Below are 25,810 nucleotides of genomic sequence, written 5' to 3'. Positions count from 1 at the left end.
AAGCCCGGTGTTAGAATCCACGCGAATTTAATCTATGCGGGAAATCTCCCGAATATCGCGTAATAACCCGGAAGTTATATGCTCTCAACACGTTTTAAAAGAGTCTCGGCCACCCTGTTGCCGCTGCTCTGTTTAGTCGCCAGCCTCTGCGCCCCGCAGGCCATGGCGCAAGATGTCCCCTCTCGCGCCTCCGTTCAGCGAGCGCTGGATGGTCTGGGTAAATCGGAAACACTGACCGTCAGTCAGCAAGCGGATCAGAAGTTGCTTACCGAAACCCTCGCCCTGCTCGACAGCATCGACAAGGAAGAGGCGAAAGCCAAGAGTCAGGCCCAGCGTCTGCGCAGCCTGCCCACCGAACTCAGAGAGATCAGCGCCAAGCTCGATGCCCTGACCAAGGGCAAGAGTGCCGAGCAGATCAAGAGCGAATACGCCACCATGAGTCTGGCGGAGCTCGACAGCCGTCAGCCGGAAGTGCTGGCTAATATGCAGGAGGCCCAGGAGGCCCTCGGCACCATCGGCAGCCAGCTCACCAGCTTGCAGACCCTGCCGGAACGGGCCCAGACCAGCATGAGCCGCGCCTATCAGCGCAGCCAGGAGATCCGCAGCCGCCTGAACGTGGGCGAGAGCGTCAGCAGCGCCGAGAAGATGAAGCTCAACACCGAGCTGGCACTGCTGGAGCTGCAACTGGCGCACCTGCAAAAGGAGCTGGATAACCGTACCAGCATGCAGGATCTGGCGATCAAGCAGCGCGACTACCAGAGTGCCCGTCTGGCCAGCGAAGAGCAGAAACTGCAGTTGCTGCAGGATCAGAGCAGCGCCAAGCGTCTCGGCGACACCGAGAAGACCGCCGAACAGACCGGTGAACTGGTGGCGACCGAAGACAGCCCGCTGGTGCAAAAAGAGCAGGAGCTCAACCACCAACTCAGCCAGCAGCTCATCAGCGCAACCACCAGTCTCAACTCGTTGGTCCAGAAAAACCTGCAAGCCAAGAGCTGGCTGGAGCGCGGCATTCAGACCGAGCGCAACCTCAATGAACAGGTGCAGATGCTCAAGGGCAACCTGCTGCTGTCGCGCATCCTCTATCAGCTCTACCAACAGCTGGAAGCGGCACCGACCATCGCCGTCAAGAATCTGGAAGAGCAGATCGCGGACCTCCATCTGGCCCAGTTTGAACTGAGCCAGCAGCGTGACCAGCTGTTCCAGAAAAACCTCTATCTGGACAACCTGATTGCCGGCAGCAAGGATCCGGTCAGCGACGAGGACAAGGCCAGCCTTGCCAAGCTGCTCGACACCCGTATCAATCTGCTCGATCAGCTCAACCGTCAGCTCGACAGCCAGCTCACCAACGCCATCAGCCTGCAGCTGATCCAGCAGCAACTGGCCCGCGTCTATGCATCAATCGAGTTCACTCTCCAGCAGCACATTTTCTGGGTAAGCAGCAACAAGCCCATCGACAGCAAGTGGTTTATCAGCTGGCCCGCCCAGGCCTACAAGCAGGCTTCCGACTGGGTACTGAAACCGGATTGGAAACGCTGGCGCGAAGAGCTGCTGGGGATCTCCCTGCTCGCCTTCCCGCTGTTGCTGATCGGCGGCCTGCTGGTCTGGAAACGTCCGGCGCTGGTTGAGCGCGAGAAGAAGATCACCAAGGACCTTGGCCGTTTCCGTCAGGACAGCCAGTGGCACACCCCGCGCGCCCTGCTCTATACCGTGCTGCAACGCCTGCCGGGCAGCATGTTCATTCTGGCTGGCGGTCTGCTGCTCACCTACTGCGGTCTGCTCAGTCCCAAACTGATGTTCCAGATCACCCTGAACCTCGCTCTCGGTTATCTGGTGTTCAGCGTCTATCTGGCGGTGATGCGCCCGGGCGGTATCGCCGAAACCCACTTCCGGATCCCGAAAGCAGAGCTGCAGGCCAAGCGCAACAGCATGCGCTACATCTGGTTGCCACTGCTGCCGCTCATCATGCTCGCGACCAAGGCGGTGGTTGAACCCTCCACCCTGGGCAACGACGTGATCGGTCAGGCCATGACCCTGACCCTGCTGGGGCTGGCCGCCTATCTGGTGTTCCCCATCTCCCGCGCCCGCATCAAGGGCGAGGCGAGCATGCAGAAGTCGCTGATCGCCATCGCCCTGGCGCTGGCGCCGGTGGCGCTGATCGTGCTGGCGGTGCTCGGTTACTACTACACCGCGCTGAAGCTGACCGGTCGCCTGATCGAATCCTTCTACCTCATCATCATCTGGAGCCTGGTCTACCGCACCGCCCTGCGTGGTCTGGAGCTGGCCGCCCGTCGTCTGGCCTACCGCCGTGCGGTGGCCAAGCGTGAGCACAGATCTTCGGAAGATGCGGAGGGTGGCGAGTCCATCGAAGAGCAGCCCATGGATCTGGAGGATGTCAGCCAGCAGTCCCTGCGTCTGACCCGTACCGTGCTGATGCTGATCTTCGGCGTCGCCTTCTACTGGCTCTGGTCCGATCTGGTCGCGGTATTCTCCTACCTCGACAGCATGGTGCTGTGGCATCGCAGTGAAGGCACCGGCGCCAACGCCGTGCTGTTCCCCATCAGCCTGAGTGACGTGCTGATCGGCTTCCTGCTGCTCGGTGGCGCCTGGTCACTGGCGCGCAACTTGCCGGGCTTGCTGGAAGTGCTGGTGCTCTCCAAGCTCAATCTGGCTCAGGGGACGGCCTACGCCATCACCACCATGCTCAACTACCTGCTGATCGGTTTTGGCTCCCTGACCGCCCTCTCCATGATGGGCGTGCAGTGGGACAAGCTGCAGTGGGTAGCGGGTGGTCTGTCAGTCGGTATCGGTTTCGGCATGAAGGAGATCCTCTCCAACTTCGTCTCCGGCATCATCATCCTGTTCGAGCGTCCGGTGCGGATCGGTGACACCGTCACCATCGGCTCCTTCTCCGGTACCGTCTCGCGGATCCGCATTCGCGCCACCACCCTGACCGACTTCGACCGCAAAGAGGTGATCATCCCCAACCAGCAGCTGATGACCGAGCGGCTCATCAACTGGTCGCTGAGTGACACCGTCACCCGGGTGATCGTGCGCGTAGGGGTGGCGTACGGCTCGGATCTGGAGCTGACCCGCACCCTGCTGAAACAGGCGGCCGATGAAAACAGCCGCGTGCTGAAAGACCCGGCCCCCATCGTCTACTTCCTCACCTTTGGCGCCAGTACCCTGGATCACGAGCTGCGCTTCTTCGTGAGCGAACTGGGTGATCGCAACCCGGCAGTGGACGAGTTGAACCGCAAGATTGACCAGCTGTTCCGCGAGAACGGCATCGAGATCGCCTTCAACCAGATGGATGTCTACATCAAGAACATGCAGGGCGAAGAGCAGAAGGTGGAGTCCAACTCCGCCGCCCTGCCGCCGCCCGCAGAAGATGGCAAGCAGCCAGCCTGATAGCAAACGGCACTGATCTGATGGCAACAGCCGCTCACCCAGGTGAGCGGCTTTTTTATGCGCCGTTTATGGCGACAGGCACGAATATAAATTAACAGAATAACAATGTGCGCTCACCATTGAGTGATATTTACCCCATACCCGCATCAAGGATGCGCCCATTAATATTTGATAATCACCGGCTGATATATATCAACTATCCGTACGGCATCTTCGGAAAATAATGCTGAAGGTATCACGCCAACAGATACTTTTATGGCAACTATTTTATAAATAAAATGCTTTATAAAATCAGTATAAATCGGGCCAGATATCTGCCAGCCATGACTGCGGCTACGCCATTTTGCACCACCTCTGGCCTCTTCCGCTCAGGGCAGAGCGTATCGTCCATAGGCCAGAACGGCCATCCTGCCCGCCAACATGGCGGGCAACAGAGCGGCGCACGGCCATGACCACTGATAAAATATAAAGAGAAATAAAAGTTTAAAAACAATAAGTTGCCTAAACACACCCCTGATACTACCGGTTGAGCTTGCCCTGTGTTCACAGCGTCTTTCAGGCAAACCGGCGACCGGCACGACTCACGGCGTTTTATAACTTTTTTTAATTTTATTTGAGTTTCCTCTTCAGCCAGACCATTGCAAAGTGGCGGCATTCCGTCGCTGGGCCATATGACCTCCCGGTTGACTCCTATATGTCTGTTCATTTGATAATTGCAAGGATCCGAGAAATGAAACATCCCTTGATGGTAATGGGATTGGCCGCTTGTCTGGCATTGACCGGCTGCCAAAATATGGATACCAAAAAAGTATTGATTGGGGCGGCAGCTCTCGGGGCTATTGGTGCAGCCGGTTATTATGCGGGTAAAACGCACAGCGATAATAAACATGAGCACGATGGTCAGAATGACAATAACGATGATCAGCATATTGCCACCAGCAAGATGCCCCGTTACTGCTCAGGTGAAGCGGCCAGCAAATTCCATGTCTCCCCACGCGATATCACCACCGAGTCAACAGAAGAGAGTGGCCACAAATACAAGGTCTACGGGCAGTACGAGACCGATGATGACGACGTCGAATTTACCTGCACCTTCAATCACGATGGCCGATTTCTCTCGGTCGTTCGTAGTTGATGAGCGATTGGCAACGCCTTACCCCCGCCCTGATACAGGAAAAACATGATGAAACCGCAACGCAGCATAGTCGCAAGCCTCATCACCTTGGCACTCCTGGGTCTCTCCAGCAGTGCCGGGGCAGCTACCCGCCCTCACTCCGGGGTGGATCTGGCCAGCATGGATACCCGCATCAGCGCGGCGGACGATCTGTTTCGCCATGTCAACGGCAACTGGCTGGCCAAGACCCCGATCCCGGACGATTTGCCCGGTCAGACCATCGGTAACTTGCTGGCTGACAAGTCACTGGACGATCGCAAAGTCCTGCTGGAGGAGTTGCTCAAGCGCCCGCAGCAAACTGGCTCCCCCCGCCAGCAGATCGCCGATCTCTACGCCAGCTACCTTGATCAGGCCGGACGGGATGCCAAGGGGCTGACCCCCATTCAGCCGCTGCGCGACGAGGTCATGGCCATCCATGATGCCTCCTCACTGGCCACCTACTTTGCCCGGGTCAGCAAGCTGGGAGGGGGAGCCCCCTTTACCATCGAGATCGGGTCGGACAAAAAATCCCCCGATAGCTACGCCATCTATCTGGGGCAGTCCGGGCTCGGCCTGCCGGATCGGGAGTACTACCTGAAAAACGATGCCGCCAGCACAGCGCTGCGGGCCAAATATGAGCAGTTTATTGCCGCTCTGCTGAGCCATGCCGGCGCGCAGGGGGCGAACGAGCAGGCCCATCGCATTCTGGCACTGGAGACCCGGCTGGCCAATGTGCAGTGGGACAGAGTCAAACTGCGGGATGACAACCTCACCTACAACAAGCTGCCGCTCGCCCGCCTCCAGCAGTTGCTGCCCACCCTGGATTGGCAAAGCTATCTGACAGAGGCTGGCATCGCCGGTGAAGCGAATATCATCGTCAACGAGCCAGACTATCTGGAAAAACTGGCGCTGGTAATGCAGGAGACCACGCTGGCAGATTGGCAATCCTACAGCCTGTTCCATCTGCTGCGTGCTTACGCCCCCTACCTGGATAGCCAGACCAGTGATCTGCACTTCGCGTTCTACGGCACCACCCTCAATGGCGTTCCCCAACAGCGGGCGACCTGGAAGCGGGCCATGGAGGTACTGGACAGTTACTTGGGGCAAGCGGTGGGCCAGCTCTACGTGGAGCGCTACTTCCCGGCCGAGGCCAAAACTCGCATGGCGGCCATGGTGCACAATCTGATCGCGGCCTATCGCCAGGAGATCAGCGGGCTCGACTGGATGTCGTCGCCGACCAAAGAGAAGGCGCTGGAGAAGCTGGCTCAGGTACGGGTCAAGATCGGCTATCCGGACCAGTGGCAGGACTACAGCGCTATCGAGATCCGTCCCGATGATCTGGTCGGCAATGCCCAGCGCGCCGTCACCGCCCGTTACAACGAACACCTTGCCCGCCTCCACCAACCTGTGGATCGGGAGGAGTGGTTCGACAACCCGCAGACGGTGAATGCCTACTACAACCCGAACAACAACGAGATCGTCTTCCCGGCGGCCATCCTGCAACCTCCCTACTTCGATCTGACGGCGGATGATGCGGTCAACTATGGCGCCATCGGCGCCGTCATCGGCCACGAGCTGAGCCATGGTTTCGATGATCAGGGGGCCAAATTCGATGGCAACGGCGCCCTGCATAACTGGTTGGCCCCTGCGGATCTCAAGGAGTTCACCGCCAGAGGCCAAAAACTGGTACGTCAATACAATCGCTTTGAGCCCATCAAGGGGGAGCATGTTAACGGTCAGCTGACCCTTGGCGAGAACATCGGCGACCTTGGCGGGCTGACCATTGCCCACAAGGCCTATCAGATCGCCACGGGCAGCCAACGCCCGCCGGTACTGGACGGCTTTAGCGCCGATCAGCGCTTCTTTATCGGCTGGGCGCAGGTGTGGAAAGGGAAATACCGGCCCGAGCTCACCACCGTCCTGCTCAAGACCGACCCCCACTCCCCGATGGAGTACCGGGTCAACGGCATCGTCGCCAACATGCCAGAGTTCTACCGCGCTTTTGCCATCAAGCCGGGTGACAAACTCTATCTGCCACCTTCCGAGCGTGTGAAGATTTGGTGACCGCCAGCAGGGGCCCTAGCCTGAAAAGCTCCAGCAGATGGATCTCCTCCACCTGAGCTGAAGATGACCGACACAGGGAGTGTCAGTTTTACCCTGTCTGGTTTTTCCCGACCCACATGTGCCTAACCATGTGGGTTTTTTTGATCTTCTTGCACCGCCCCTTCTCCCCGGCCTGCGTTCACCCGACACGGTCACGGCAAGCAACACCGCTGTTTTTCCGCCTTTGCCATTGTCTGAAAAACCGGCTGCAGCACCGCTATAAATCGGTTTACCACCACACAGGTCTGACCTATGGTAAAGCATGCAAAAGATGCATCGAGGAGCCGCTTTTCCTATGAATGACCGAGAACTGCAACAGATCCTGTTTCGCTCCTTCGATGTGATCCCGCTGCCTATTCTGGTGTCAGAATCCATTGCCCATCACGATGGCCGCTCGCCCGACATGATCCCGCAGCGGCGCCACCGCTTCCTGAACAAAGCCTTCATTGAACAGTTGGGCTACGACCTTGACGATCTGCCGGACATGGCCTCCTGGTTTCGGGTCGCCTACCCGGATGAAGGGTATCGCCGCACCATCATCGACTCCTGGCACTCCCAGGTGGAACAGAGCTTGTCACAAGGGCTGGAGGTCGCCGAGATGCCTGCGCTGATCCGCTGCAAGAGCGGTCAGTCGCGCTGGTTTATCGTCACCGCACAGCTGGGGGCCGATGCCATCCCGGATGGCCATATCGTCACCTTTCGCGATATCCACGACCTGCAGTGCATGGTGGAAGAGGTGAGCCGCCTCTCCTGCACCGATCCGCTCACCGAACTGACCAACCGGCGTGGCGCCCAGCAACAGCTGCAGGCCCACTGGTTGCAGGGTGAGCCCCTCTCGGTGGTGCTGGGGGATATCGACCATTTCAAGCAGGTCAATGACCGCTACGGCCATCCTGCGGGCGATGCCGCGCTCTGCGCCGTCGCCCACGCCATGGCGGGCCAGCTGTTGCCGGGGGAGAGTCTGGCCCGTTGGGGCGGAGAGGAGTTCCTGCTGATCCTGCCTGGTTGCGATATTGAACAGGCGGCACAGCGCGCCGAACAGCTGCGCCAACATGTCAGTGTCACCCGCTTGCCATGGCAAGGGGAGCAGATCTCCCTCACCATCAGTCTGGGGTGTGCCAGCATGAAGGGGCAGGAGAGCATCGACTATCTGCTGATGATGGCAGATCGGGCCCTTTATCAGGCCAAGGATCAGGGCCGTAACCGGGTTGTCATCTCAGCGGAATAGAGTGGTAACCAGAAGGGGAAGCCGACTCGAGGCCATAAAAAAACCGAAGCACAAGGCTTCGGTTTTTTACTGCGGCAACTGGCGTGAGCCAGCCGGGCATTACTTCTTGATACGGATAACCGGGGTCTCGCCCACAGTCACGGCACCAGTCATTTTGATCAGCTCTTTGATCTCGTCCATGTTGGAGATGACAACCGGAGTCAGGGTAGACTTGGCTTTCGCTTCCAGAACGGCCAGATCGAACTCGATGATGGTGTCGCCGCGCTTGACCTGTTGACCTTCCTGAGCGATACGCTTGAAGCCTTCGCCTTTCAGTTCAACGGTGTCGATACCGAAGTGAACGAACAGCTCGATACCAGAGTCAGATTCCAGAGAGAACGCGTGGTTGGTCTCGAAAATCTTGCCGATGGTACCATCACACGGCGCAACCATCTTGTTGCCAGCCGGCTTGATGGCGATGCCGTCACCAACGATCTTCTCGGCGAAGACAACGTCAGGCACATCTTCGATCGGCACGATTTCGCCAGACAGCGGAGCAAAGATTTCGATGCCGCCGGTGTCAGAGCTATCGTCGGAAACCAGTTTCTTCAGTTTGTCGAACAGACCCATATAAAGCTCCTAGAGATGATTTGTCGCTGTTTGCAGCCGATCTTAGCAGACTGCTTTCTGCTTAATAAAGTTATCTACGCACGCTTCGATTTCAGCTGCGGTGGCAAAGCTCAGTGCTTGATCAGCCATTGCCTTCACATCTTCGAAGTTGGTGTTGCGGATAAGCTTCTTGATACGCGGTACAGAGATGGCGCTCATGGAGAACTCATCCAGACCCATACCCAGCAGCAGCAGGGTGGCACGCTCGTCACCAGCCAGTTCACCACACATACCGGTCCACTTGCCTTCGGCGTGGGATGCATCGATAACCATCTTGATCAGCGTCAGGACGGAGGGTGACAGCGGGTTGTACATGGCGGAGATCATCTCGTTACCGCGATCGACAGCCAGGGTGTACTGGGTCAGGTCGTTGGTACCGATACTGAAGAAATCCACTTCCTTGGCCAGATGATGAGCCATCACGGCAGCGGCCGGGGTCTCGATCATGATACCCACTTCGATGGATTCATCAAAGGCTTTGCCTTCAGCACGCAGTTCGGCTTTCAGCGTCTCTACCGTCGCTTTCAGGCTACGGAACTCTTCGACAGAGATGATCATCGGGAACATGATGCGCAGTTTGCCGAAGGCAGACGCACGCAGAATGGCCCGCAGCTGAGCGTGCATGATGTCTTCGCGGTCGAAGAAAATACGCACGGCACGCCAGCCCAGGAAGGGGTTCATCTCTTTCGGGAAATTCATGTACGGCAGCTCTTTGTCGCCGCCAATGTCCATGGTGCGCACGATGATCGGCTGATCCGGCATCGCTTCGGCCACTTCTTTGTAGGCTTTGAACTGCTCGTCTTCGGTCGGCAGCGCATCGCGATCCATGAACAGGAACTCGGTACGGTACAGACCCACGCCTTCGGCGCCATTGCGGATGGCACCTTCGGTATCCTTGACGGTACCGATGTTGGCGCACACTTCGACCTGATGACCATCCAGAGTGATGGCAGGCAGGTCTTTCAGCTTGGCCAGCTCATCTTTCTCGGCCTGGAACTGAGCCTGGAACTTCTTGGCTTCGGTCAGCTGTTCAGCGGTCGGATTGATGATGATCTGGTTGTTGATCGCATCCAGTACCAGCACGTCACCGTTCTTGACGCGCTCGGTGATGTCGTTGGTGCCCACGATGGCCGGCAGCTCCAGGGAGCGGGCCATGATGGAGGTGTGAGAGGTACGGCCACCGATATCGGTAACGAAACCCAGCACATATTTCAGGTTGATCTGAGCGGTTTCAGACGGGGTCAGGTCTTTGGCGACCAGGATGACCTCTTCGTCGATGGTGCTCAGGTTGACAACGGCAATGCCCAGCACGTTCTTCACCAGACGGGTTCCGATGTCACGGAAGTCGGTGGCGCGCTCACGCAGATAAGGGTCATCCAGCTCGGCCATCATCTTGGCGTACTGTTCGATCACCTCATAGATGGCTTTGTCAGCGGAAGCCTTGTTCTCTTTGATGAAGGATCTGATATCCCCTTCCAGCTCCTCATCTTCGAGCAGCATGATGTGGCCTTCGAAGATGGCCTCTTTTTCCTCACCGAAGGTACGACCGGCCATCTCTTTGATGGCTTCCAGCTGAGCAGCTGACTTGGTACGAGCTTCGAGGAAACGGTTGATCTCGGCATCAATCTGGTCAGCAGAGATTTTGCCCTGATTGATAACGATTTCATCTTCTTTAAGAAGAAGCGCCTTACCGAATGCGATACCGGGGGACGCAAGAATGCCAGATATCATAATCCTTCCTATTAAAACGACTGTGGGGGAGGAATAAAGCTGGATTACTCCAGCTCGTCCATCAGGGCAACCAGCTTCTCAACAGCTTGCTGAGCATCCGGGCCGTCAGCCTGGATAGTTACGTTGGTACCCTTGGTCAGGCCCAGGGTCTGCAGCTTGAACAGGCTCTTGGCGCTGGCGGACTTGCCACCGGAGACCACAGTGATCTCGCTTTGGAATTCTTTGGCTTCTTTCACGAACTGAGCTGCCGGACGGGTGTGCAGGCCGTTTTCAGCAGTGATAACAACAGACTTCTCGTACATGGTTTCACCCCATATTATTGATATTTTTTGGTGGATTGGTCGGTTTTGAAGCAACCTGACCCACCGTGTCAGTATGGATATGTTGTAAAGTAACGAAAGCAGACCCGCAATGGTTTAATCCAGGTCAAGTTTCTGTGCAGTAATCGGCGCGCTGGTTGGCAATTTTCAGTTATTGGGCTACAAGCCGCATCAGGACTGGCCTGAAATTATTTTATAACGAAAAATAACACTTTGTTACTTTGTGATACCAAGCCAGCAAACACCGCGTGACGCCGCACAGGATATGAGATTTACAGCGGAATGTCTGCTTTTTTTCTCACTCAGGAACTTGTTATTTTACCCCAAAAAATAAGGATCAAGTGACACTAACAGGGGTTGAGTCTAGCCCATAAAGAAGCGGCGCTCCTGGGAGCGCCGCTGTTTTGACAGATTCCGATCAGTTACTGCTGCAGTTCCTGCTCGCTGAAGACCCCGGCAAACAGGGCGCTGGAGAGGTAGCGCTCCGCCGCGCTCGGCAGGATGACGACAATCGTTTTTCCTTCAAACTCCGGCAGCTCGGCCAGACGGCTGGCAGCCACCACCGCAGCACCGGAGCTGATACCGGCCAGGATCCCCTCCTCCTCCATCAGACGGCGGGCCATCTCGATTGCCTCATCGCTGGTCACCTGCTCAACCCGGTCAATCAGGGATAGGTCGAGGTTACCCGGAATGAAACCGGCGCCGATACCCTGGATCTTGTGGGGGCCCGGTTTGATCTCTTCACCGGCCAGCTTCTGGCTGATGACCGGCGACTCGGCCGGTTCGACCGCGACAGAGACCACCGCCTTGCCCTGAGTCTGCTTCAGATAACGGGAGACACCGGTAATGGTGCCGCCGGTACCGACCCCGGCCACGAACACATCTACCTCGCCGTCGGTGGCATCCCAGATCTCGGGACCCGTGGTCTTTTCGTGGATCTCCGGGTTGGCCGGGTTTTCAAACTGTTGCAACAACACATACTTGCCCGGCTCGGATTCGAGGATCTCGTTGGCCTTGGCAATGGCCCCCTTCATGCCGAGTGGCCCTTCGGTCAGCACCAGATTGGCGCCGAGCGCCTTGAGCAGCTTGCGACGCTCCAGGCTCATGGTGGCCGGCATGGTCAGGGTAATGGGATAGCCGCGAGCAGCCGCGACAAAGGCCAGAGCAATACCCGTGTTGCCGCTGGTGGGCTCGATGATCTCCTTACCCTTGGTCAGGATGCCGCGCTTCTCGGCATCCCAGATCAGGTTGGCACCGATACGGCACTTGACGCTGAAGCTGGGGTTACGGCTCTCGATCTTGGCCAGCACGCGGCCTTTGGTAACACGGTTGAGACGAACCAGCGGGGTGTGACCGATAGTCTGGCTGTTGTCCTCAAATATTTTGCTCATGGTGCTATCCCTGTGTTTGTTACGACGATGAAACAAGATTACCCTGTGGTTTCTGAATGAGAAGTGACGATTCGTTATAACCATATGGTATTACAACATATAGAGCTTATTCTCTCTGGCCCCTGACTCCGGGTGCCAATCGTCAAAGGAACCGACGTTATGGGATTTTCAGGAAGCAGCCAGTATCTCGCCTCCGATGCATTGAGGATGGCGGTCAATGCCGCCATCACCCTCGAAAAACCACTGTTGATCAAGGGGGAACCGGGCACCGGCAAGACGGTGCTGGCAGAAGCGGTCGCCGACCATCTCGGCACCGACCTGATTGCCTGGCATATCAAGTCCACCACCAAAGCCCAGCAGGGTCTCTACGAATATGATGCCGTAGCCCGGCTGCGCGACTCCCAGCTCGGCGACCCCAGAGTGGCCGATATCAGCCACTACATTCGCCAGGGCAAGCTGTGGCAGGCCTTCAGCGCCGAGCAGCGACCGGTGCTGCTGATCGACGAGATCGACAAGGCCGACATCGAATTCCCCAACGATCTGCTGCTGGAGCTGGATCGGATGGAGTTCGATGTCTACGAGACCGGTGAACGCGTCAAGGCGCGCCAGCGACCGGTAGTCATCATCACCTCCAACAACGAGAAAGAGCTGCCGGATGCCTTCCTGCGGCGCTGTTTCTTCCACTACATCCGCTTCCCCGACAAGGCCGAGATGCAGGCCATCGTCAAACTCCACTACCCCGACCTCAAGGAGAGCCTGCTCGGCGAAGCGATGGAGCTCTTCTTCGAGCTGCGCGAGGTAGAGGGGCTGCGCAAGAAGCCCTCCACCTCAGAACTGCTGGACTGGATCCGCCTGCTGCTGGCCGACGATATCGCCCCCGAGGCGATGCGCGCCCGCGAACCCGGCAAGCTGGTGCCCGCGCTATATGGCGCCCTGCTCAAGACCGAGCAAGACCTGCATCTCTTCGAGAAGCTCGCCTTTCTGGCCCGGCGCGGCAGCTAATTTATGCTGATCGACTTTTTTACCCACCTGCGCCGCCACAAGCTCCCCTGCAGCCTGCGCGAACTGCTGGACTTGCACGCCGCGCTGGCAGCCCGGCTGGTCACTATCGATATGGACGAGTTCTACCAACTCTCCCGCTGCCTGTTGGTAAAAGACGAGGCCCACTACGATCGCTTCGATCGCGCCTTCGCCGAGTATTACGAGGGACTGGAAGCCATCCCCCTGCTGCCGGAGAGCCTGCCCGAGGAGTGGCTGCGCAAGGAGTTCGAGCGACTGTTGAGCCCAGAGGAGAAGGCGTTACTCAAATCCCTCGGCGGACTCGACAAGCTGCTGGAAACCCTTAATCAGCGGCTGAACGAGCAGAAAGAGCGCCATGCCGGTGGCAACAAGTGGGTAGGGACCGGCGGCAACAGCCCGTTTGGCCACGGCGGTTTTCACCCCGAGGGCATTCGCATGGGTGGAGAGGGGCAGCATGGCAAGGCGGCCAAGGTGTGGGAGGCCAGACACTATCGCAACTTCAGCGACGACTCGCCGCTCGGCCAGCGCGCCATCCAGCTGGCGCTGCGCAAGCTCAGACGCTGGGTGCGTAAAGGCAATCCCGACGAGCTGGATCTCGATGACACCATAAGCAGCTCTGCCCGGCAGGGGTGGCTTGATGTGAAGCTGCGACCCGAGCGCCACAACGGGGTGAAGCTGTTGGTCTTTTTCGATGTGGGAGGCTCCATGGATGCCCACGTGGCCGAGGTGCAGCGCCTCTTCTCCGCCCTGCGCCACGAGTTCAAGCATCTGGAGTACTTCTATTTTCACAACTGCCTCTACGACTTCGTCTGGAAGGACAACAACCGCCGCTTTGATGAGCGGTTCGATACCCTGCGGCTACTGCGCACCTATAGCAGGGACTATCGGGTGATCCTGGTGGGGGATGCCACCATGGGCCCCTATGAGATCACCTGGCCGGGCGGCAGTGTCGAGCAGTGGAACGAGGAGTCGGGTCAGGTGTGGCTTACCCGCTTGCAACAGCACTTTCCCAAACTGGTATGGATCAACCCCACCCCGCGACGGGAGTGGCTCTGGCACCCCTCTATCAAGCTGATGAATGACGTGGTTGGCGGACGGATGCATCCGCTGACTCTGGCAGGTCTCGCTGCGGCGATCGACCAGCTGTAACCCTCTCTACCCTATAAACCGACAAGCCGGGAACGCACCCGGCGAGGAGCAAAGATGACCTCTATCGTGATCAGTGGCTCAGGCCTCTATACCCCCCCCTTTGCCGTCAGCAATGAAGAGCTGGTGGCCGCCTTCAACCAGTATGTGGATCTCTACAACGAGGAGAACGCCTCCGCCATCGACGCCGGCCAGCTCCCCGCCAAACAGCATTCCAGCTGTGAGTTCATCGAGAAGGCCTCCGGCATCAAGAGCCGTTATCTGGTGAGCCGCGAGGGGGTACTCAACCCCGACATCATGCAACCGCTGCTGGCGGAGCGGCCCGATGAGATGCCCTCCATCATGGTGGAGATGGCGGTGGCTGCCGCCGAGCAGGCGCTGATCGCCGCCGGTCGCGAGCCGGGGGAGATCGATCTGGTCATCGTGGCCGCTTCCAACATGCCGCGCCCCTATCCGGCGCTGGCCATCGAGCTGCAGCACTATCTGGGGGCGAGCGGCATGGCCTTTGACATGAACGTGGCCTGCTCGTCTGCCACCTTCGGCATCAAGACAGCCGCAGACATGCTGGCGGCAGGCAGCGCCAGAGTGGCGCTGGTGGTTAATCCGGAGATCTGCTCGGGGCACCTCAACTTTCGCGATCGGGATAGCCACTTTATCTTCGGCGATGCCTGCACCGCAGTGCTGCTGGAGCGGGAAGCCGATTGCAAGGTAGCCAATCCGTGGCAACTGGTGGCCAGCAAGCTGGTGACCCACTACTCCAACAACATCCGCAACAACTTCGGCTTTTTGAACCGGCTGAGCCCGCGCACCCGCTACAGCGACGACAAGCTGTTTCGCCAGCAGGGGCGCAAGGTGTTCAAGGAGGTGTTGCCGCTGGTGTGCGACCAGATCGCCAACCAGCTCGATGAGCAGGGCTGGCCCGCCGAGAGCCTGAACCGACTCTGGCTCCATCAGGCCAACCTCACCATGAACCAGTTCATCGGCCGCAAGCTGCTGGGCCACGATGCCAGCCAGCAGGAGGCGCCGGTCATTCTCGATAGCTATGGTAATACCAGCTCGGCGGGTTCCATCATCGCGTTTCATCTGTACAATCGCGACCTTCCTGCGGGGGCTCGCGGCGTACTTTGCTCGTTTGGCGCTGGCTACTCCATCGGTAGCCTGCTGCTGCGGCGCCTGTAATGGCGGGCCTCCCGCCGACATAACAATAACCAGCAACATGGGTGGGAATATGCAGAGGATCACGGGGCGCTGCGCCCTGCACTACGGGGTGACCCTGTCACTCTTTTGCCTCTACGGGTTGCAGGTCTGCCCGTTTCTCGAGAGCCTCACTCTGCCCGGGCTGTTGGGGCCGACCCTGGTGACGTTCGCCATCATGTTCGCCGTGCGCAACGGGCTGCTCTCAAGGCTGTCCCTGCCGCGCCACGGTCTGGATGGATTCATGCTGGAGCTGGGCGTCTACCTGCTGGGGGCAATGCTGCTCTCGGCCTACAACGCGCTGACCCACGACTTTCCGCTGGCGAGCCACCTCAAGGTACTGCTGGGGATGACCACCCTCGGTTTTCTGGTGGCGGCCGATCTGACCCTGGAGCGGGACTGGCATCGGGCCAGAGCACGGCAAGATGAGCAGAGCCTGGTACTGAGCCACCCGCTGGCCATGCCGCTGCCACGCAAGTTCACTCTCTTTACCCTGGCCACCCTCACTCTGCTGGGGAGCGTCTTCTTCTTGCTGTTCAACAAGGATCTGGAGTGGCTGGTGACGGTGGAACGCAGCCTGCCAAGGCTTGATGCCCAGCACTACATCCTGTGGGAGATCGCCTTCGTGATGACGGTGACCTTCTGCTATCTAGCCCTCATCATCCACGGTTATGGCCGCAATCTTGGCCTCTCCCTGCGCCAGCAGACCCGCACCATGGCCAGAGTGCAGTGCGGTGACTTCGACGCCCGGGTCCCGGTCACCCGGGATGACGAGTTCGGCCTGATCGCCGCCAGCACCAATCAGATGATCGGCGAGCTGAAATCCCGCAGCGACGAGCTCAACCTGACTCGTGACGTGGCTATCCTTGGGCTCGCCTCGCTGGCGGAGACCCGGGACAACGAGACCGGCGCCCATATCATCCGCACCCAACACTATGTGAAGGCGCTGGCGCAATACCTCAGTCGCAGCGATTGGGATCGCTACCCGCTCGATGACGCCACCATCGATCTGCTGTTCAAATCGGCACCGCTGCACGATGTGGGCAAGGTGGGCATTCCCGACGCCATCCTGCTCAAACCGGGCAAGCTGACCGACGAAGAGTTCGCCATCATGAAGCGCCACCCGCAGATCGGCGCCGATGCGCTGGCGAGCGCCGAAGCGCAACTGGGCTCCAACTCCTTCCTGCGGCTGGCCCGGGAGATCTCCCTCACCCACCACGAAAAGTGGGATGGCAGCGGCTATCCGGCAGGACTGGCGGGTGAGGCTATTCCCCTCTCGGGGCGGCTGATGGCGGTGGCGGATGTCTACGACGCCCTCATCTCGAAGCGGGTCTACAAACCCGCCTTCAGCCATGACGAGGCGAAGGAGATTATCGTGAAAGGGAGTGGCAGCCATTTTGATCCCGGCATCGTCGCGGCGTTTCTCGCCTGCGAGACGCAGTTCAGGGAGATTGCCTCGCAGTTTCAGGATCACCACTGAGCAGGGGCATCAAGGCCACCAGCCGTGATGGCCGACAGGGCGACCGGCGTCATAAAACGCGCGCGAACAGGTCTGACAATCGCCGGTTCTGCTACGCGCAAACGGCATGTGCCACGCCGGGCAGATATTGATATTTCCCTTTATTTACAGATGTTTTTTGTCATTTTGTGATCCGGGTTCGTGCCGATGACGCAACCGGGATCACAAGATGGCAGGAAAAGGCCGCAATTTGCCCTCCTTCGCCAATGATGACTTCCAATGAAAGCGAGGTTTGCTATCATCCGGAGACATTTTTCATCTGTCGCCGGCTACAAAAGAATACCCTCATGTACACACAGTTCTTCGGCCTCTCGGAACATCCGTTTTCCATCTCGCCCAATCCAAAGTACCTCTATATGAGCGAGCGCCACGGCGAAGCCCTTGCTCATCTCAACTATGGATTGCAGGATGGCGGCGGCTTTGTGCTGCTGACCGGCGAAGTGGGCACCGGTAAAACCACCGTCTCCCGCTGCCTGCTGCAACAGCTGCCCGCCGAGACCGAGATCGCCTACATCCTCAACCCCTCCCTGACCGAACGGGATCTGCTGGCGGCCATCTGCGACGAGTTTCAACTCCCCTATCCCGAGGATGCCGGGATCAAGCGGCTGTTCGACCTTATTCGCGATCACCTGCTGGCCAATCTGGCGGCTGGCAAGCGCAGCGTGGTGCTGGTGGATGAGGCGCAGCACCTGCTGCCCGGGGTACTGGAGCAGCTTCGCCTGCTCACCAATCTGGAAACCGACGAACGCAAACTGCTGCAAATTGTGCTGATCGGCCAACCCGAGTTGCAGCAGATGCTGCGCCAGCCCCTGCTGCGCCAGCTGGCCCAGCGCATTACCGCCCGCTATCACCTGTTGCCGCTCTCCCACAGCGATGTGGATGCCTACGTCCGCTTCCGGCTGCAGGTCGCGGGTTGCGTACAACCCATCTTCACCCCGCGCGCCATCAAGACACTCCATCGCCTGAGCGGCGGCATCCCGCGTTTTATCAATCTCATCTGTGATCGTGCCCTGATCGCCGCCTTCTCCCGTGGCAGCTACAAAATTGTCCACAGCGATATCAGTCAGGCGGCATTTGAAGTAAACGGGGTTCGTGACGAAGGGAGCTGGGTCTCCGGTCTGATGGTGACACTGGCTGGCGCCCTGCTGGTGGCCGCAGGCTGGTGGGGCTGGCAACTCTTCGGCGTCTTCCCCGAGAGGCCGGTGGTCAAGGTCGAAGTCCCGGTCACCATCGACGAGACCGCCGAACAGAAAGAGCAGCTGACCGAGGCGATCAACCAGGCCCTCGATCCCGAGAGCGCCATGCAGAATCTTTACAAGGTGTGGGGCTATGAGGCCGATCTGCTGGACGCAACCTGTGACAACGCCCCCCGTGCCGGGCTGCGCTGCCAGGAGGGAGAAGCGAGTCTCGAGGAGCTGCGCGCCCTGCAACACCCCGCCATGATCACCCTGACCGACGACACCGGCGGCCTTTATTACGCGACCCTGGTCAATCTGGGGCCGAGCAAGGCCAGCCTGATGATCGGCAACCAGAGCTGGCAAGTGGATCGCCAGTGGCTCAGCGATAACTGGGGCGGCAGCTATACCCTGCTCTGGCGCATGCCGAAAGGGGGCGTCAGCCTGATTGGCAATAATGCGGGACAAGCCCAAATCCAGTGGCTCGACAATGCCCTGAGCCGGGCGCTGCAACAACCCGAGCGCAAAGTGCGCCGTTTCGATGGCGAGCTCAAGAACAAGTTGCAGCAGTTCCAGCGAGATCAGGGGCTGACCCCCGATGGCATCGCCGGCAGCAATACCCTGCTGCGACTCAATGCACACTCCGGTGAACCCATGCCCAGACTGGAGGAGGCCTCCTGATGTCCACCCTGCTAAAAGCGCTGCACCGCGCGCAGCAACCACAACAACAGGCCTACATCCCTGCGATGGGGCTACCGGCCACACGGGAAGAGGAGCGCAATCCCCGCCGCATTGGCTGGCTGCTGGTCCCTCTCACCCTGCTGCTGGGGGGCGCAGCCAACTATGGCTGGCACCTGCTGCACAATCGCCCCATTGAAGAGAAGGTGGAGGTGAAAGAGGTGGTCACCCCTCCCTTCGTGCGGGTCGAACCCAAGGCGATGATTACCCGTCCGCTACCGCCCCCGTTGCCAGAACCTGTCGTGCAACAACCAAAAGCCGTGGCGGCCAGCAACGAGAGCAGCAATCAGGGCCAAAGCCTGGCCGAGCAACTGATGCGCGCCCTCAATGACACCCCGCTGCAAGAGACGCAGGGCACTCCCCAACAGAGTGTTCAACCGGCACAATTGATGGCACTGACGGCTGCACCGCAGTCGATACGCCAACAGGTGCCACCACTCAGTTACGGCTCCCATATCTTCTCGTCCAATCCGGCCAAACGGGCGGTGATGCTCAATGGCCGTGAATACCGGGAGGGAAATGACATCGCGCCGACGGTACGCCTTGCTACCATCGCGCAGGAGTACATAGTGCTGGATGTTGCCGGACAAACCGTCACCCTCAAGGCGCTGCAGGATTGGCGTGGTTGAGCGCGCCTCCGACATAGAGAGTCGCTGGCAAGCAGGGAAAACCCCGCCGGAGTGCCACTTTTATGAGCATTCAAAGGTTTACGGTGTGATGAATAATCCATTTTTACGGTTTGACGCGCCCGGACCCGTTGTTTCGCGGCAAGCAGCCGTACACAATACGCAGCCGCCCCAGAGCCTGGAATTTGTTGATTAATATGACATTACGATTCAGGGATGACATTTTGACCATGCTGCTGGCCCAATGCCGGCGGCTTCCCATGACCAGAGTCACCCAGGTGGCCTTTCTGGTGTTGCTGCTTATGCTGGCGCAGCAGAGCGCCGCTCTCACCTGGCGTCTGCTCACTCTGGCAAGCCCGCAAACCAGCCAGCCGTGGCAACCCTCGGCAGTGGCGACCAGCAGCCAGAACAGCCCACGGCTTGAACTGGGTGAAGTGAGCCGACTGGCGCTGTTTGGCAAGGCGATCCCCAAGGCGCAGGCCAAAGCCGCCGCCGTGGCTGCCAATGCGCCGCGCACCCAGCTCAATGCCCAGCTTAACGGGGTGTTGGCCAGCTCCGATCCCGCCAAATCCATCGCCATCATCGCCATGTCCGGCATCCAGAACTCCTATGGGGTCGGTGACATGATTGACGGTACTCAGGCCAGGATCCGCCAGGTCTTCTCCGATCGGGTGATCATCGAGCGGGATGGCCGTGACGAGACCCTGATGCTGGATGGCGAGGAGTATGGCAAGCCGCTGCCGCAAACGGGCAACGCCGCCCCCCTTGGCTCCCTGCGCAGCGAGCTGATGGCCGATCCGGGCAAGATCACCGATTACCTCAATATTTCACCGGTTCAGTTGAATGGCCGCATGACCGGCTATCGCCTCAACCCGGGTAGCAATCCGGAATTTTTCAACCAGAGCGGGCTGCAGGCCAATGACCTGGCCATCAGCATCAACGGGCTGGATTTACGGGACAACATGCAAGCCATGCAGGCGATGCAGCAGATGGCTGGCGCAACGGAAATGACAGTGACCGTCGAGCGACAGGGCGAACAGTTCGACATCTATGTGCGCTTGTCAGAATAATGATTTGGAGTCGTACCAATAATGACCACTAAAGGAAAATGCTGGCGTCTGGCCACTATCGCAGCGGCACTGATGATGGCGGGCTCAGCTTGGGCCACCGAATATTCCGCCAGTTTCAAGAACGCCGACATTGAAGAGTTCATCAATACGGTGGGCAAGAACCTCAATAAAACCATCATCATCGAGCCATCTGTGCGCGGCAAAATCAACGTGCGCAGCTATGACCTGCTCAACGAGGATCAGTACTACCAGTTTTTCCTGAGCGTGCTCGACGTCTACGGCTTTGCCGTGGTGCCGATGGACAACGGGGTACTCAAGGTGCTGCGCTCGCGGGATGCCAAGACCTCCGCCATTCCGGTGGTGGATGGCAGCAACCCGGGCATGGGCGACGAGATGGTGACCCGGGTGGTACCGGTGCGCAACGTCTCGGTCCGCGAACTGGCGCCGCTGCTGCGCCAGCTCAACGACAACGCCGGTGGTGGCAACGTGGTGCATTACGAGCCCTCCAACGTGCTGCTGATCACCGGCCGCGCCGCCGTGGTCAACCGTCTGGTGGAGGTGGTGAACCGGGTCGACCGCGCCGGCGATCAGGATGTGGACATCATCAAGCTCAAGTTCGCCTCGGCCGGTGAAATGGTGCGACTGGTGACCAACCTCAACAAGGATGGCAACCCGCAGGGGGGCACCACCAGCCTGTTGCTGGCCCCCAAGGTGGTGGCCGACGAGCGCACCAACTCGGTGGTGGTGAGTGGTGAACCGAAAGCCCGCGCCCGCATCATCCAGATGGTGCGCCAGCTCGACCGCGACCTGCAGAGTCAGGGCAACACCCGGGTCTTCTACCTCAAATATGGCAAGGCCAAAGACATGGTCGAGGTGCTCAAGGGGGTCAGCTCCAGCATCGAAGCCGACAAGAAGGGGGGCAGTAACGCGGCCGCTATGGGCGGCGGTGCCAGCATCGGCGGTGGCAAGCTCGCCATCTCCGCCGACGAGACCACCAATGCGCTGGTCATCACTGCCCAACCGGACGTGATGTCCGAGCTTGAACAGGTTATCGCCAAGCTCGATATCCGCCGCGCACAGGTGCTGGTGGAGGCGATCATCGTCGAGATGCTGGATGGCGACGGCCTCACCCTTGGAGTCCAGTGGGGCAATGCCAACGGCGGCGGTACCCAGTTCACCAACTCCGGCCTGCCCCTCGGCGGTGCTATCGCCGCTGGCAAGGATTACCAGAACGGCAAGACCGACACAGCACAAGAACTGCTCAAGGGCTTCAACGGCATGGCCGCCGGTTTCTATCACGGCGACTGGGCCATGCTGGCCACGGCGCTGGCCTCCAACACCAAGAACGATATTCTCTCCACCCCGAGTATCGTCACCATGGACAACAAGGAGGCCTCCTTCAACGTCGGTCAGGAGGTGCCGGTCCAGAGCGGTTCACAAAGCTCCACTACCAGCGATCAGGTGTTCAACACCATCGAGCGCAAGACGGTGGGCACCAAGCTGACCGTCACCCCGCAGATCAACGAAGGGGATTCGGTGCTGCTCACCATCGAGCAGGAGGTCTCCAGCGTCGCCCAGACCCAGGCGACCGGTACCGCCAACCTTGGCCCCACCTTCGACACCCGTACCGTCAAGAATGCAGTGCTGGTGAAGAGCGGTGAAACCGTGGTGCTGGGTGGTCTGATGGATGATCAGACCAAGGAGCAGGTCTCCAAGGTGCCCTTGCTTGGCGATATCCCGCTGTTGGGCTATCTGTTCCGCTCCACCTCCAACACCACCTCCAAACGCAATCTGATGGTCTTTATCCGTCCGACCATCTTGCGTGATGCCGATGTTTATAGCGGTGTATCCAGCAACAAGTACTCCCTGTTCCGCGCCGAGCAGCTCAATGCCGCCTCCCAGGAGGGGTATGCCACCTCGCCCGCCCGTCAGGTATTGCCCGCCTATGGTCAGGATGTGATGGTGTCGCCCGAGCTGCAAAAAGAGATCCAGAAGCAGATCAAAGAGATACAGAGCAGACAGCAGCGCACTGTCGAGAGCACCACCCCGTTTGTGCAGAGTAAGCCCTGATGAGTGCCTACCATCTGGACACAGGCACCGGGCCTGCGCCACTGCCCGAGCTCCCCTTTATCTTTGCCCGCAACTTCGGGGTGATCCTGATTGAGCGGGAGGGCGCACCCGTGCTGCAGTGCCGCCCCGGCGTCACCCCGCAAGCCCTGCTGGAAGTGCGGCGGGTGGCGGGCTGCAGCTTTACGGTTGAGCAGCTCGACAACGATACCTTCGAAGAGCTGCTGATGGCCCACTATCAGCGTGACTCCTCCGAGGCGCGCCAGCTGATGGAAGATCTCGGCAACGAGATGGACTTCTTCGCGCTGGCCGAAGAGCTGCCGCAAAGCGAAGATCTGCTGGATGCCGATGACGACGCCCCCATCATTCGTCTCATCAACGCCATGTTGAGCGAGGCGATCAAGGAGGAGGCCTCCGATATCCATATCGAGACCTTCGAGCGGGCACTGGTCATTCGTTTTCGCATCGACGGGGTGCTGCGGGAGATCCTGCGCCCCCATCGCAAGCTGGCCTCGCTCCTGGTATCGCGGATCAAGGTGATGTCGCGGATGGATATCGCCGAGAAGCGGGTGCCGCAGGATGGCCGTATCTCCCTGCGCATCGGTGGCCGCGCCGTCGACGTGCGGGTCTCCACCATGCCGTCGAGCTACGGCGAGCGGGTGGTATTGCGTCTGCTCGACAAGAACAACGTGCGCCTCGAGCTCAAGCAGTTGGGGATGACGGCGGCCAACCGCACCATCATCAGCGAGCTCATTCGCAAACCCCACGGCATTATTCTGGTGACCGGCCCGACCGGTTCCGGTAAATCCACCACCCTCTATGCAGCGCTCTCCGAGATCAACTCGCGGGATCGCAACATCCTGACGGTGGAAGATCCCATCGAATATGACCTCGAAGGGGTGGGCCAGACCCAGGTCAACACCAAGGTGGACATGACCTTCGCCCGCGGCCTGCGCGCCATCCTGCGCCAAGACCCGGATGTGGTGATGATAGGGGAAATCCGGGATCTGGAAACCGCCCAGATCGCGGTGCAGGCGTCCCTCACCGGTCACCTGGTGATGTCGACCCTGCACACCAACACCGCTATCGGCGCCATCACCCGGATGCGGGACATGGGGATCGAGCCCTTCCTGCTCTCCTCGTCGCTCTTGGCGGTGCTGGCCCAGCGGCTGGTACGCACCCTCTGCCCCGATTGCCGCACCCCCCGCCCCATCACCGAACAGGAGCGGCTGGCGATGGGCATCGAGCTGACCCCCGATCAGCAGGTGTGGCGCCCGGTCGGTTGCGAACAGTGCAACCACACCGGCTACCGTGGCCGGACCGGTATCCACGAGCTGGTGGTGATCGATGAAGCGGTGCGTGAAGCCATTCACAGCGCCAGCGGCGAGCTGGCCATCGAGCGGCTGATCCGCGGCCATACCCCCAGCATCCGCAGTGACGGCATCGACAAGGTCCTCAAGGGGCAGACCAGCCTCGAAGAGGTACTGCGCGTGACCCGGGAAGATTGAGATGGCGGCATTCGAATACAAGGCCCTCGACAACAAGGGGCGCAGCAAGAGCGGCGTACTGGAGGGTGACTCGGCCCGTCAGGTGCGCCAGCTGCTGCGTGAGCAGGGGCTCACTCCCCTCGAGGTAAACGAGACCACCGAGAAGGCGAAACGGGAAGCGACCCGCTTCGCCCTGTTTCGTCGTGGCGCCAGCACAGCCGAGCTGGCCCTGATCACCCGTCAGCTGGCCACCCTGGTGGGCGCCGGTCTCACCATTGAAGAGGCGCTCAAGGCCGTCGCCGAGCAGTGCGAAAAGGCCCATCTGCGCAGCCTGGTGGCCACGGTGCGCAGCAAGGTGGTGGAAGGTTATTCGCTGGCCGACTCGCTGGGGGCCTTCCCCCATGTGTTCGACCAGCTGTTTCGCTCCATGGTGGCGGCCGGTGAAAAATCGGGCCATCTGGAGAAGGTGCTCAACCGCCTCGCCGACTACACCGAGCAGCGCCAGCATATGCGCACCAAGCTGCTGCAGGCGATGATCTACCCCATCGTGCTCACCTGTGTCGCCATCGGGGTTATCTCGATCTTGCTCACCGCCGTGGTGCCCAAGGTGGTGGCCCAGTTTGAACACATGGGTCAGCAGTTGCCGGGCACCACCCGCTTTCTCATCGGCACCAGCGAACTGATGCAGCACTACGGCCTCTGGTTCCTGCTGCTGATCTTCCTCGGCAGCTTTGTCTGGCGCTGGTGGCTCACCGACGAAAAGCGCCGCCGCCACTGGCATCAGGTGGTGCTGCGCCTGCCGGTGATTGGCCGGGTCAGCCGCGGCCTCAACACCGCCCGTTTCGCCCGCACCTTGAGCATCCTCAACGCCAGTGCGGTACCGCTGCTGGAGGGGATGAAGATCTCCGGCGAAGTGCTCTCCAACGACTTTGCCCGCACCCGTATCGGTGAAGCGACCGAACGGGTACGCGAGGGGACCAGCCTGCGCAAGGCACTGGAAGAGACCAAAATTTTTCCGCCCATGATGCTGCACATGATCGCCTCCGGCGAGCAGAGCGGCGAGCTCGACAGCATGCTGGAGCGGGCGGCAGACAACCAGGATCGGGAGTTTGAATCCCAGGTCAACATCGCCCTCGGGGTGTTCGAGCCGTTGCTGGTGGTCTCCATGGCCGGGGTGGTGCTGTTTATCGTGATGTCGATCCTGCAGCCGATCCTCGAGCTCAACAATATGGTGAATATGTAAGTTTCCGGTGTTCGGTGGCCCCGCTGGCGGCCCGTCGAACCCACCCATTTCAATCTCTGATGGGCTATCCCATCTCATTCGTTACGGAGCAACTCATGAACAAACGTCGTCAATCCGGTTTTACCCTGCTGGAAGTCATGGTGGTCATCGTGATCCTCGGCATTCTGGCCAGTCTGGTGGTGCCCAACCTGATGGGCAACAAGGAGAAGGCTGACCAGCAGAAAGCGGTCTCCGATATCGTGGCGCTGGAAAACGCCCTCGACATGTACAAGCTGGACAACAACCGTTACCCGACCACCGAACAGGGTCTGGATGCGCTGGTGACCAAGCCCTCCATCGATCCGGCACCGCGCAGCTACCGCGATGGCGGCTACATCAAGCGCCTGCCGCAAGATCCCTGGGGCAACCCGTACCAGCTGCTGAGCCCGGGCCAGTTCGGCAAGATCGACATCTTCTCCATGGGTCTGGATGGTGAAGCCGGTACCGATGACGACATCGGCAACTGGAACCTGAAGGATTTCCAATAAGTGATGTGCCGCCACC

At 59.5% G+C, this 25,810-nt stretch carries 19 protein-coding genes; 15 read left to right on the top strand and 4 right to left on the bottom strand.

The annotated features are described in order from the left end of the window. The first annotated feature begins 78 nt into the window (after positions 1 to 78). The 4 genes from mscK to LD28_RS0101185 all read left to right on the top strand — a co-directional run bounded on the left by mscK (position 79) and on the right by LD28_RS0101185 (position 7,892). Positions 79 to 3,408 (top strand): mechanosensitive channel MscK, encoded by a 3,330-nt coding sequence (gene mscK / locus LD28_RS0101200; RefSeq protein WP_033135207.1) that lies wholly within the window; start codon positions 79 to 81, stop codon positions 3,406 to 3,408. Positions 3,409 to 4,138: 730 nt separating this feature from the next. Continuing rightward, positions 4,139 to 4,543 (top strand): hypothetical protein, encoded by a 405-nt coding sequence (locus LD28_RS0101195; protein WP_033135206.1) that lies wholly within the window; start codon positions 4,139 to 4,141, stop codon positions 4,541 to 4,543. A 48-nt stretch (positions 4,544 to 4,591) separates the two neighbouring features. Next, entirely contained in the window at positions 4,592 to 6,625 is a 2,034-nt protein-coding gene (locus tag LD28_RS0101190; protein ID WP_033135205.1) for a M13 family metallopeptidase, read from the top strand. A 334-nt stretch (positions 6,626 to 6,959) separates the two neighbouring features. After that, on the top strand, positions 6,960 to 7,892 hold the full coding sequence (locus tag LD28_RS0101185; protein WP_033135204.1) for a GGDEF domain-containing protein: 933 nt from the start codon (positions 6,960 to 6,962) through the stop codon (positions 7,890 to 7,892). A 99-nt stretch (positions 7,893 to 7,991) separates the two neighbouring features. On the opposite strand, the gene crr is transcribed toward LD28_RS0101185, so the two are convergent. From crr to cysK, 4 genes are all read right to left on the bottom strand, one after another. Next, positions 7,992 to 8,501 (bottom strand): PTS glucose transporter subunit IIA, encoded by a 510-nt coding sequence (gene crr, locus LD28_RS0101180; RefSeq protein ID WP_005338264.1) that lies wholly within the window; start codon positions 8,499 to 8,501, stop codon positions 7,992 to 7,994. 42 nt (positions 8,502 to 8,543) lie between these two features. Then, a complete protein-coding gene (gene ptsI, locus LD28_RS0101175) occupies positions 8,544 to 10,271 on the bottom strand; it encodes a phosphoenolpyruvate-protein phosphotransferase PtsI (protein ID WP_033135203.1) in 1,728 nt (575 codons plus the stop codon). A 44-nt stretch (positions 10,272 to 10,315) separates the two neighbouring features. Then, a complete protein-coding gene (locus LD28_RS0101170) occupies positions 10,316 to 10,573 on the bottom strand; it encodes an HPr family phosphocarrier protein (RefSeq protein WP_005338266.1) in 258 nt (85 codons plus the stop codon). 440 nt (positions 10,574 to 11,013) lie between these two features. Beyond that, positions 11,014 to 11,982: a cysteine synthase A gene (cysK, locus tag LD28_RS0101165; RefSeq protein ID WP_033135202.1), complete on the bottom strand. Its 969-nt coding sequence runs from the start codon at positions 11,980 to 11,982 to the stop codon at positions 11,014 to 11,016. Positions 11,983 to 12,141: 159 nt separating this feature from the next. Here cysK and LD28_RS0101160 point away from each other — a divergent pair, with 159 nt between their 5' ends. The 11 genes from LD28_RS0101160 (at position 12,142) to exeG (ending at position 25,794) form a co-directional block, all read left to right on the top strand. Then, a complete protein-coding gene (locus tag LD28_RS0101160; protein ID WP_033135201.1) occupies positions 12,142 to 12,984 on the top strand; it encodes an AAA family ATPase in 843 nt (280 codons plus the stop codon). Positions 12,985 to 12,987: 3 nt separating this feature from the next. Next, positions 12,988 to 14,151 (top strand): vWA domain-containing protein, encoded by a 1,164-nt coding sequence (locus LD28_RS0101155; RefSeq protein WP_033135200.1) that lies wholly within the window; start codon positions 12,988 to 12,990, stop codon positions 14,149 to 14,151. Positions 14,152 to 14,205: 54 nt separating this feature from the next. Beyond that, the gene (locus LD28_RS0101150; protein ID WP_033135199.1) at positions 14,206 to 15,327 is read left to right on the top strand and encodes a beta-ketoacyl-ACP synthase III; all 1,122 of its coding nucleotides are present in this window, start codon (positions 14,206 to 14,208) and stop codon (positions 15,325 to 15,327) included. Between the two features lie 49 nt (positions 15,328 to 15,376). Further along, positions 15,377 to 16,822 (top strand): HD domain-containing phosphohydrolase, encoded by a 1,446-nt coding sequence (locus tag LD28_RS0101145; RefSeq protein WP_033135198.1) that lies wholly within the window; start codon positions 15,377 to 15,379, stop codon positions 16,820 to 16,822. Between the two features lie 326 nt (positions 16,823 to 17,148). Next, the gene (locus tag LD28_RS0101140; RefSeq protein WP_033135197.1) at positions 17,149 to 18,717 is read left to right on the top strand and encodes an ExeA family protein; all 1,569 of its coding nucleotides are present in this window, start codon (positions 17,149 to 17,151) and stop codon (positions 18,715 to 18,717) included. After that, complete coding sequence (gene exeB, locus LD28_RS0101135) at positions 18,717 to 19,403, top strand: GspB family T2SS assembly factor variant ExeB (protein ID WP_033135196.1); 687 nt, start codon at positions 18,717 to 18,719, stop codon at positions 19,401 to 19,403. The genes LD28_RS0101140 and exeB overlap by 1 nt, the downstream gene beginning before the upstream one ends. A gap of 221 nt (positions 19,404 to 19,624) precedes the next feature. Then, positions 19,625 to 20,470: a GspC family type II secretion system variant ExeC gene (gene exeC, locus LD28_RS0101130; protein ID WP_420911695.1), complete on the top strand. Its 846-nt coding sequence runs from the start codon at positions 19,625 to 19,627 to the stop codon at positions 20,468 to 20,470. A 21-nt stretch (positions 20,471 to 20,491) separates the two neighbouring features. Then, positions 20,492 to 22,540, top strand: coding sequence for a GspD family T2SS secretin variant ExeD (gene exeD, locus LD28_RS0101125; RefSeq protein ID WP_033135194.1), 2,049 nt, complete (start codon positions 20,492 to 20,494; stop codon positions 22,538 to 22,540). Next, positions 22,540 to 24,045: a GspE family T2SS ATPase variant ExeE gene (gene exeE / locus LD28_RS0101120; protein ID WP_033135193.1), complete on the top strand. Its 1,506-nt coding sequence runs from the start codon at positions 22,540 to 22,542 to the stop codon at positions 24,043 to 24,045. Before exeD ends, exeE begins: the two co-directional genes overlap by 1 nt. Position 24,046: 1 nt before the next feature. Further along, positions 24,047 to 25,267 (top strand): GspF family T2SS innner membrane protein variant ExeF, encoded by a 1,221-nt coding sequence (gene exeF / locus LD28_RS0101115; RefSeq protein WP_033135192.1) that lies wholly within the window; start codon positions 24,047 to 24,049, stop codon positions 25,265 to 25,267. 95 nt (positions 25,268 to 25,362) lie between these two features. Further along, the gene (gene exeG, locus LD28_RS0101110) at positions 25,363 to 25,794 is read left to right on the top strand and encodes a GspG family T2SS major pseudopilin variant ExeG (protein WP_005338297.1); all 432 of its coding nucleotides are present in this window, start codon (positions 25,363 to 25,365) and stop codon (positions 25,792 to 25,794) included. Positions 25,795 to 25,810: the final 16 nt, after the last annotated feature.

It is taken from the genome of Aeromonas finlandensis, from assembly GCF_000764645.1.
GTDB lineage: Bacteria > Pseudomonadota > Gammaproteobacteria > Enterobacterales > Aeromonadaceae > Aeromonas > Aeromonas finlandensis.
This window is presented reverse-complemented; position numbering and strand designations above follow the sequence as displayed.

What these genes read in the sequence shown, in the direction of transcription:
- mscK (WP_033135207.1), top strand. Translation starts at nt 79, where the DNA reads ATGCTCTCAACACGTTTTAAAAGAGTCTCGGCCACCCTGTTGCCGCTG.
- LD28_RS0101195 (WP_033135206.1), top strand. Translation starts at nt 4,139, where the DNA reads ATGAAACATCCCTTGATGGTAATGGGATTGGCCGCTTGTCTGGCATTG.
- LD28_RS0101190 (WP_033135205.1), top strand. Translation starts at nt 4,592, where the DNA reads ATGAAACCGCAACGCAGCATAGTCGCAAGCCTCATCACCTTGGCACTC.
- LD28_RS0101185 (WP_033135204.1), top strand. Translation starts at nt 6,960, where the DNA reads ATGAATGACCGAGAACTGCAACAGATCCTGTTTCGCTCCTTCGATGTG.
- crr (WP_005338264.1), bottom strand. Translation starts at nt 8,501, where the DNA reads ATGGGTCTGTTCGACAAACTGAAGAAACTGGTTTCCGACGATAGCTCT.
- ptsI (WP_033135203.1), bottom strand. Translation starts at nt 10,271, where the DNA reads ATGATATCTGGCATTCTTGCGTCCCCCGGTATCGCATTCGGTAAGGCG.
- LD28_RS0101170 (WP_005338266.1), bottom strand. Translation starts at nt 10,573, where the DNA reads ATGTACGAGAAGTCTGTTGTTATCACTGCTGAAAACGGCCTGCACACC.
- cysK (WP_033135202.1), bottom strand. Translation starts at nt 11,982, where the DNA reads ATGAGCAAAATATTTGAGGACAACAGCCAGACTATCGGTCACACCCCG.
- LD28_RS0101160 (WP_033135201.1), top strand. Translation starts at nt 12,142, where the DNA reads ATGGGATTTTCAGGAAGCAGCCAGTATCTCGCCTCCGATGCATTGAGG.
- LD28_RS0101155 (WP_033135200.1), top strand. Translation starts at nt 12,988, where the DNA reads ATGCTGATCGACTTTTTTACCCACCTGCGCCGCCACAAGCTCCCCTGC.
- LD28_RS0101150 (WP_033135199.1), top strand. Translation starts at nt 14,206, where the DNA reads ATGACCTCTATCGTGATCAGTGGCTCAGGCCTCTATACCCCCCCCTTT.
- LD28_RS0101145 (WP_033135198.1), top strand. Translation starts at nt 15,377, where the DNA reads ATGCAGAGGATCACGGGGCGCTGCGCCCTGCACTACGGGGTGACCCTG.
- LD28_RS0101140 (WP_033135197.1), top strand. Translation starts at nt 17,149, where the DNA reads ATGTACACACAGTTCTTCGGCCTCTCGGAACATCCGTTTTCCATCTCG.
- exeB (WP_033135196.1), top strand. Translation starts at nt 18,717, where the DNA reads ATGTCCACCCTGCTAAAAGCGCTGCACCGCGCGCAGCAACCACAACAA.
- exeD (WP_033135194.1), top strand. Translation starts at nt 20,492, where the DNA reads ATGACCACTAAAGGAAAATGCTGGCGTCTGGCCACTATCGCAGCGGCA.
- exeE (WP_033135193.1), top strand. Translation starts at nt 22,540, where the DNA reads ATGAGTGCCTACCATCTGGACACAGGCACCGGGCCTGCGCCACTGCCC.
- exeF (WP_033135192.1), top strand. Translation starts at nt 24,047, where the DNA reads ATGGCGGCATTCGAATACAAGGCCCTCGACAACAAGGGGCGCAGCAAG.
- exeG (WP_005338297.1), top strand. Translation starts at nt 25,363, where the DNA reads ATGAACAAACGTCGTCAATCCGGTTTTACCCTGCTGGAAGTCATGGTG.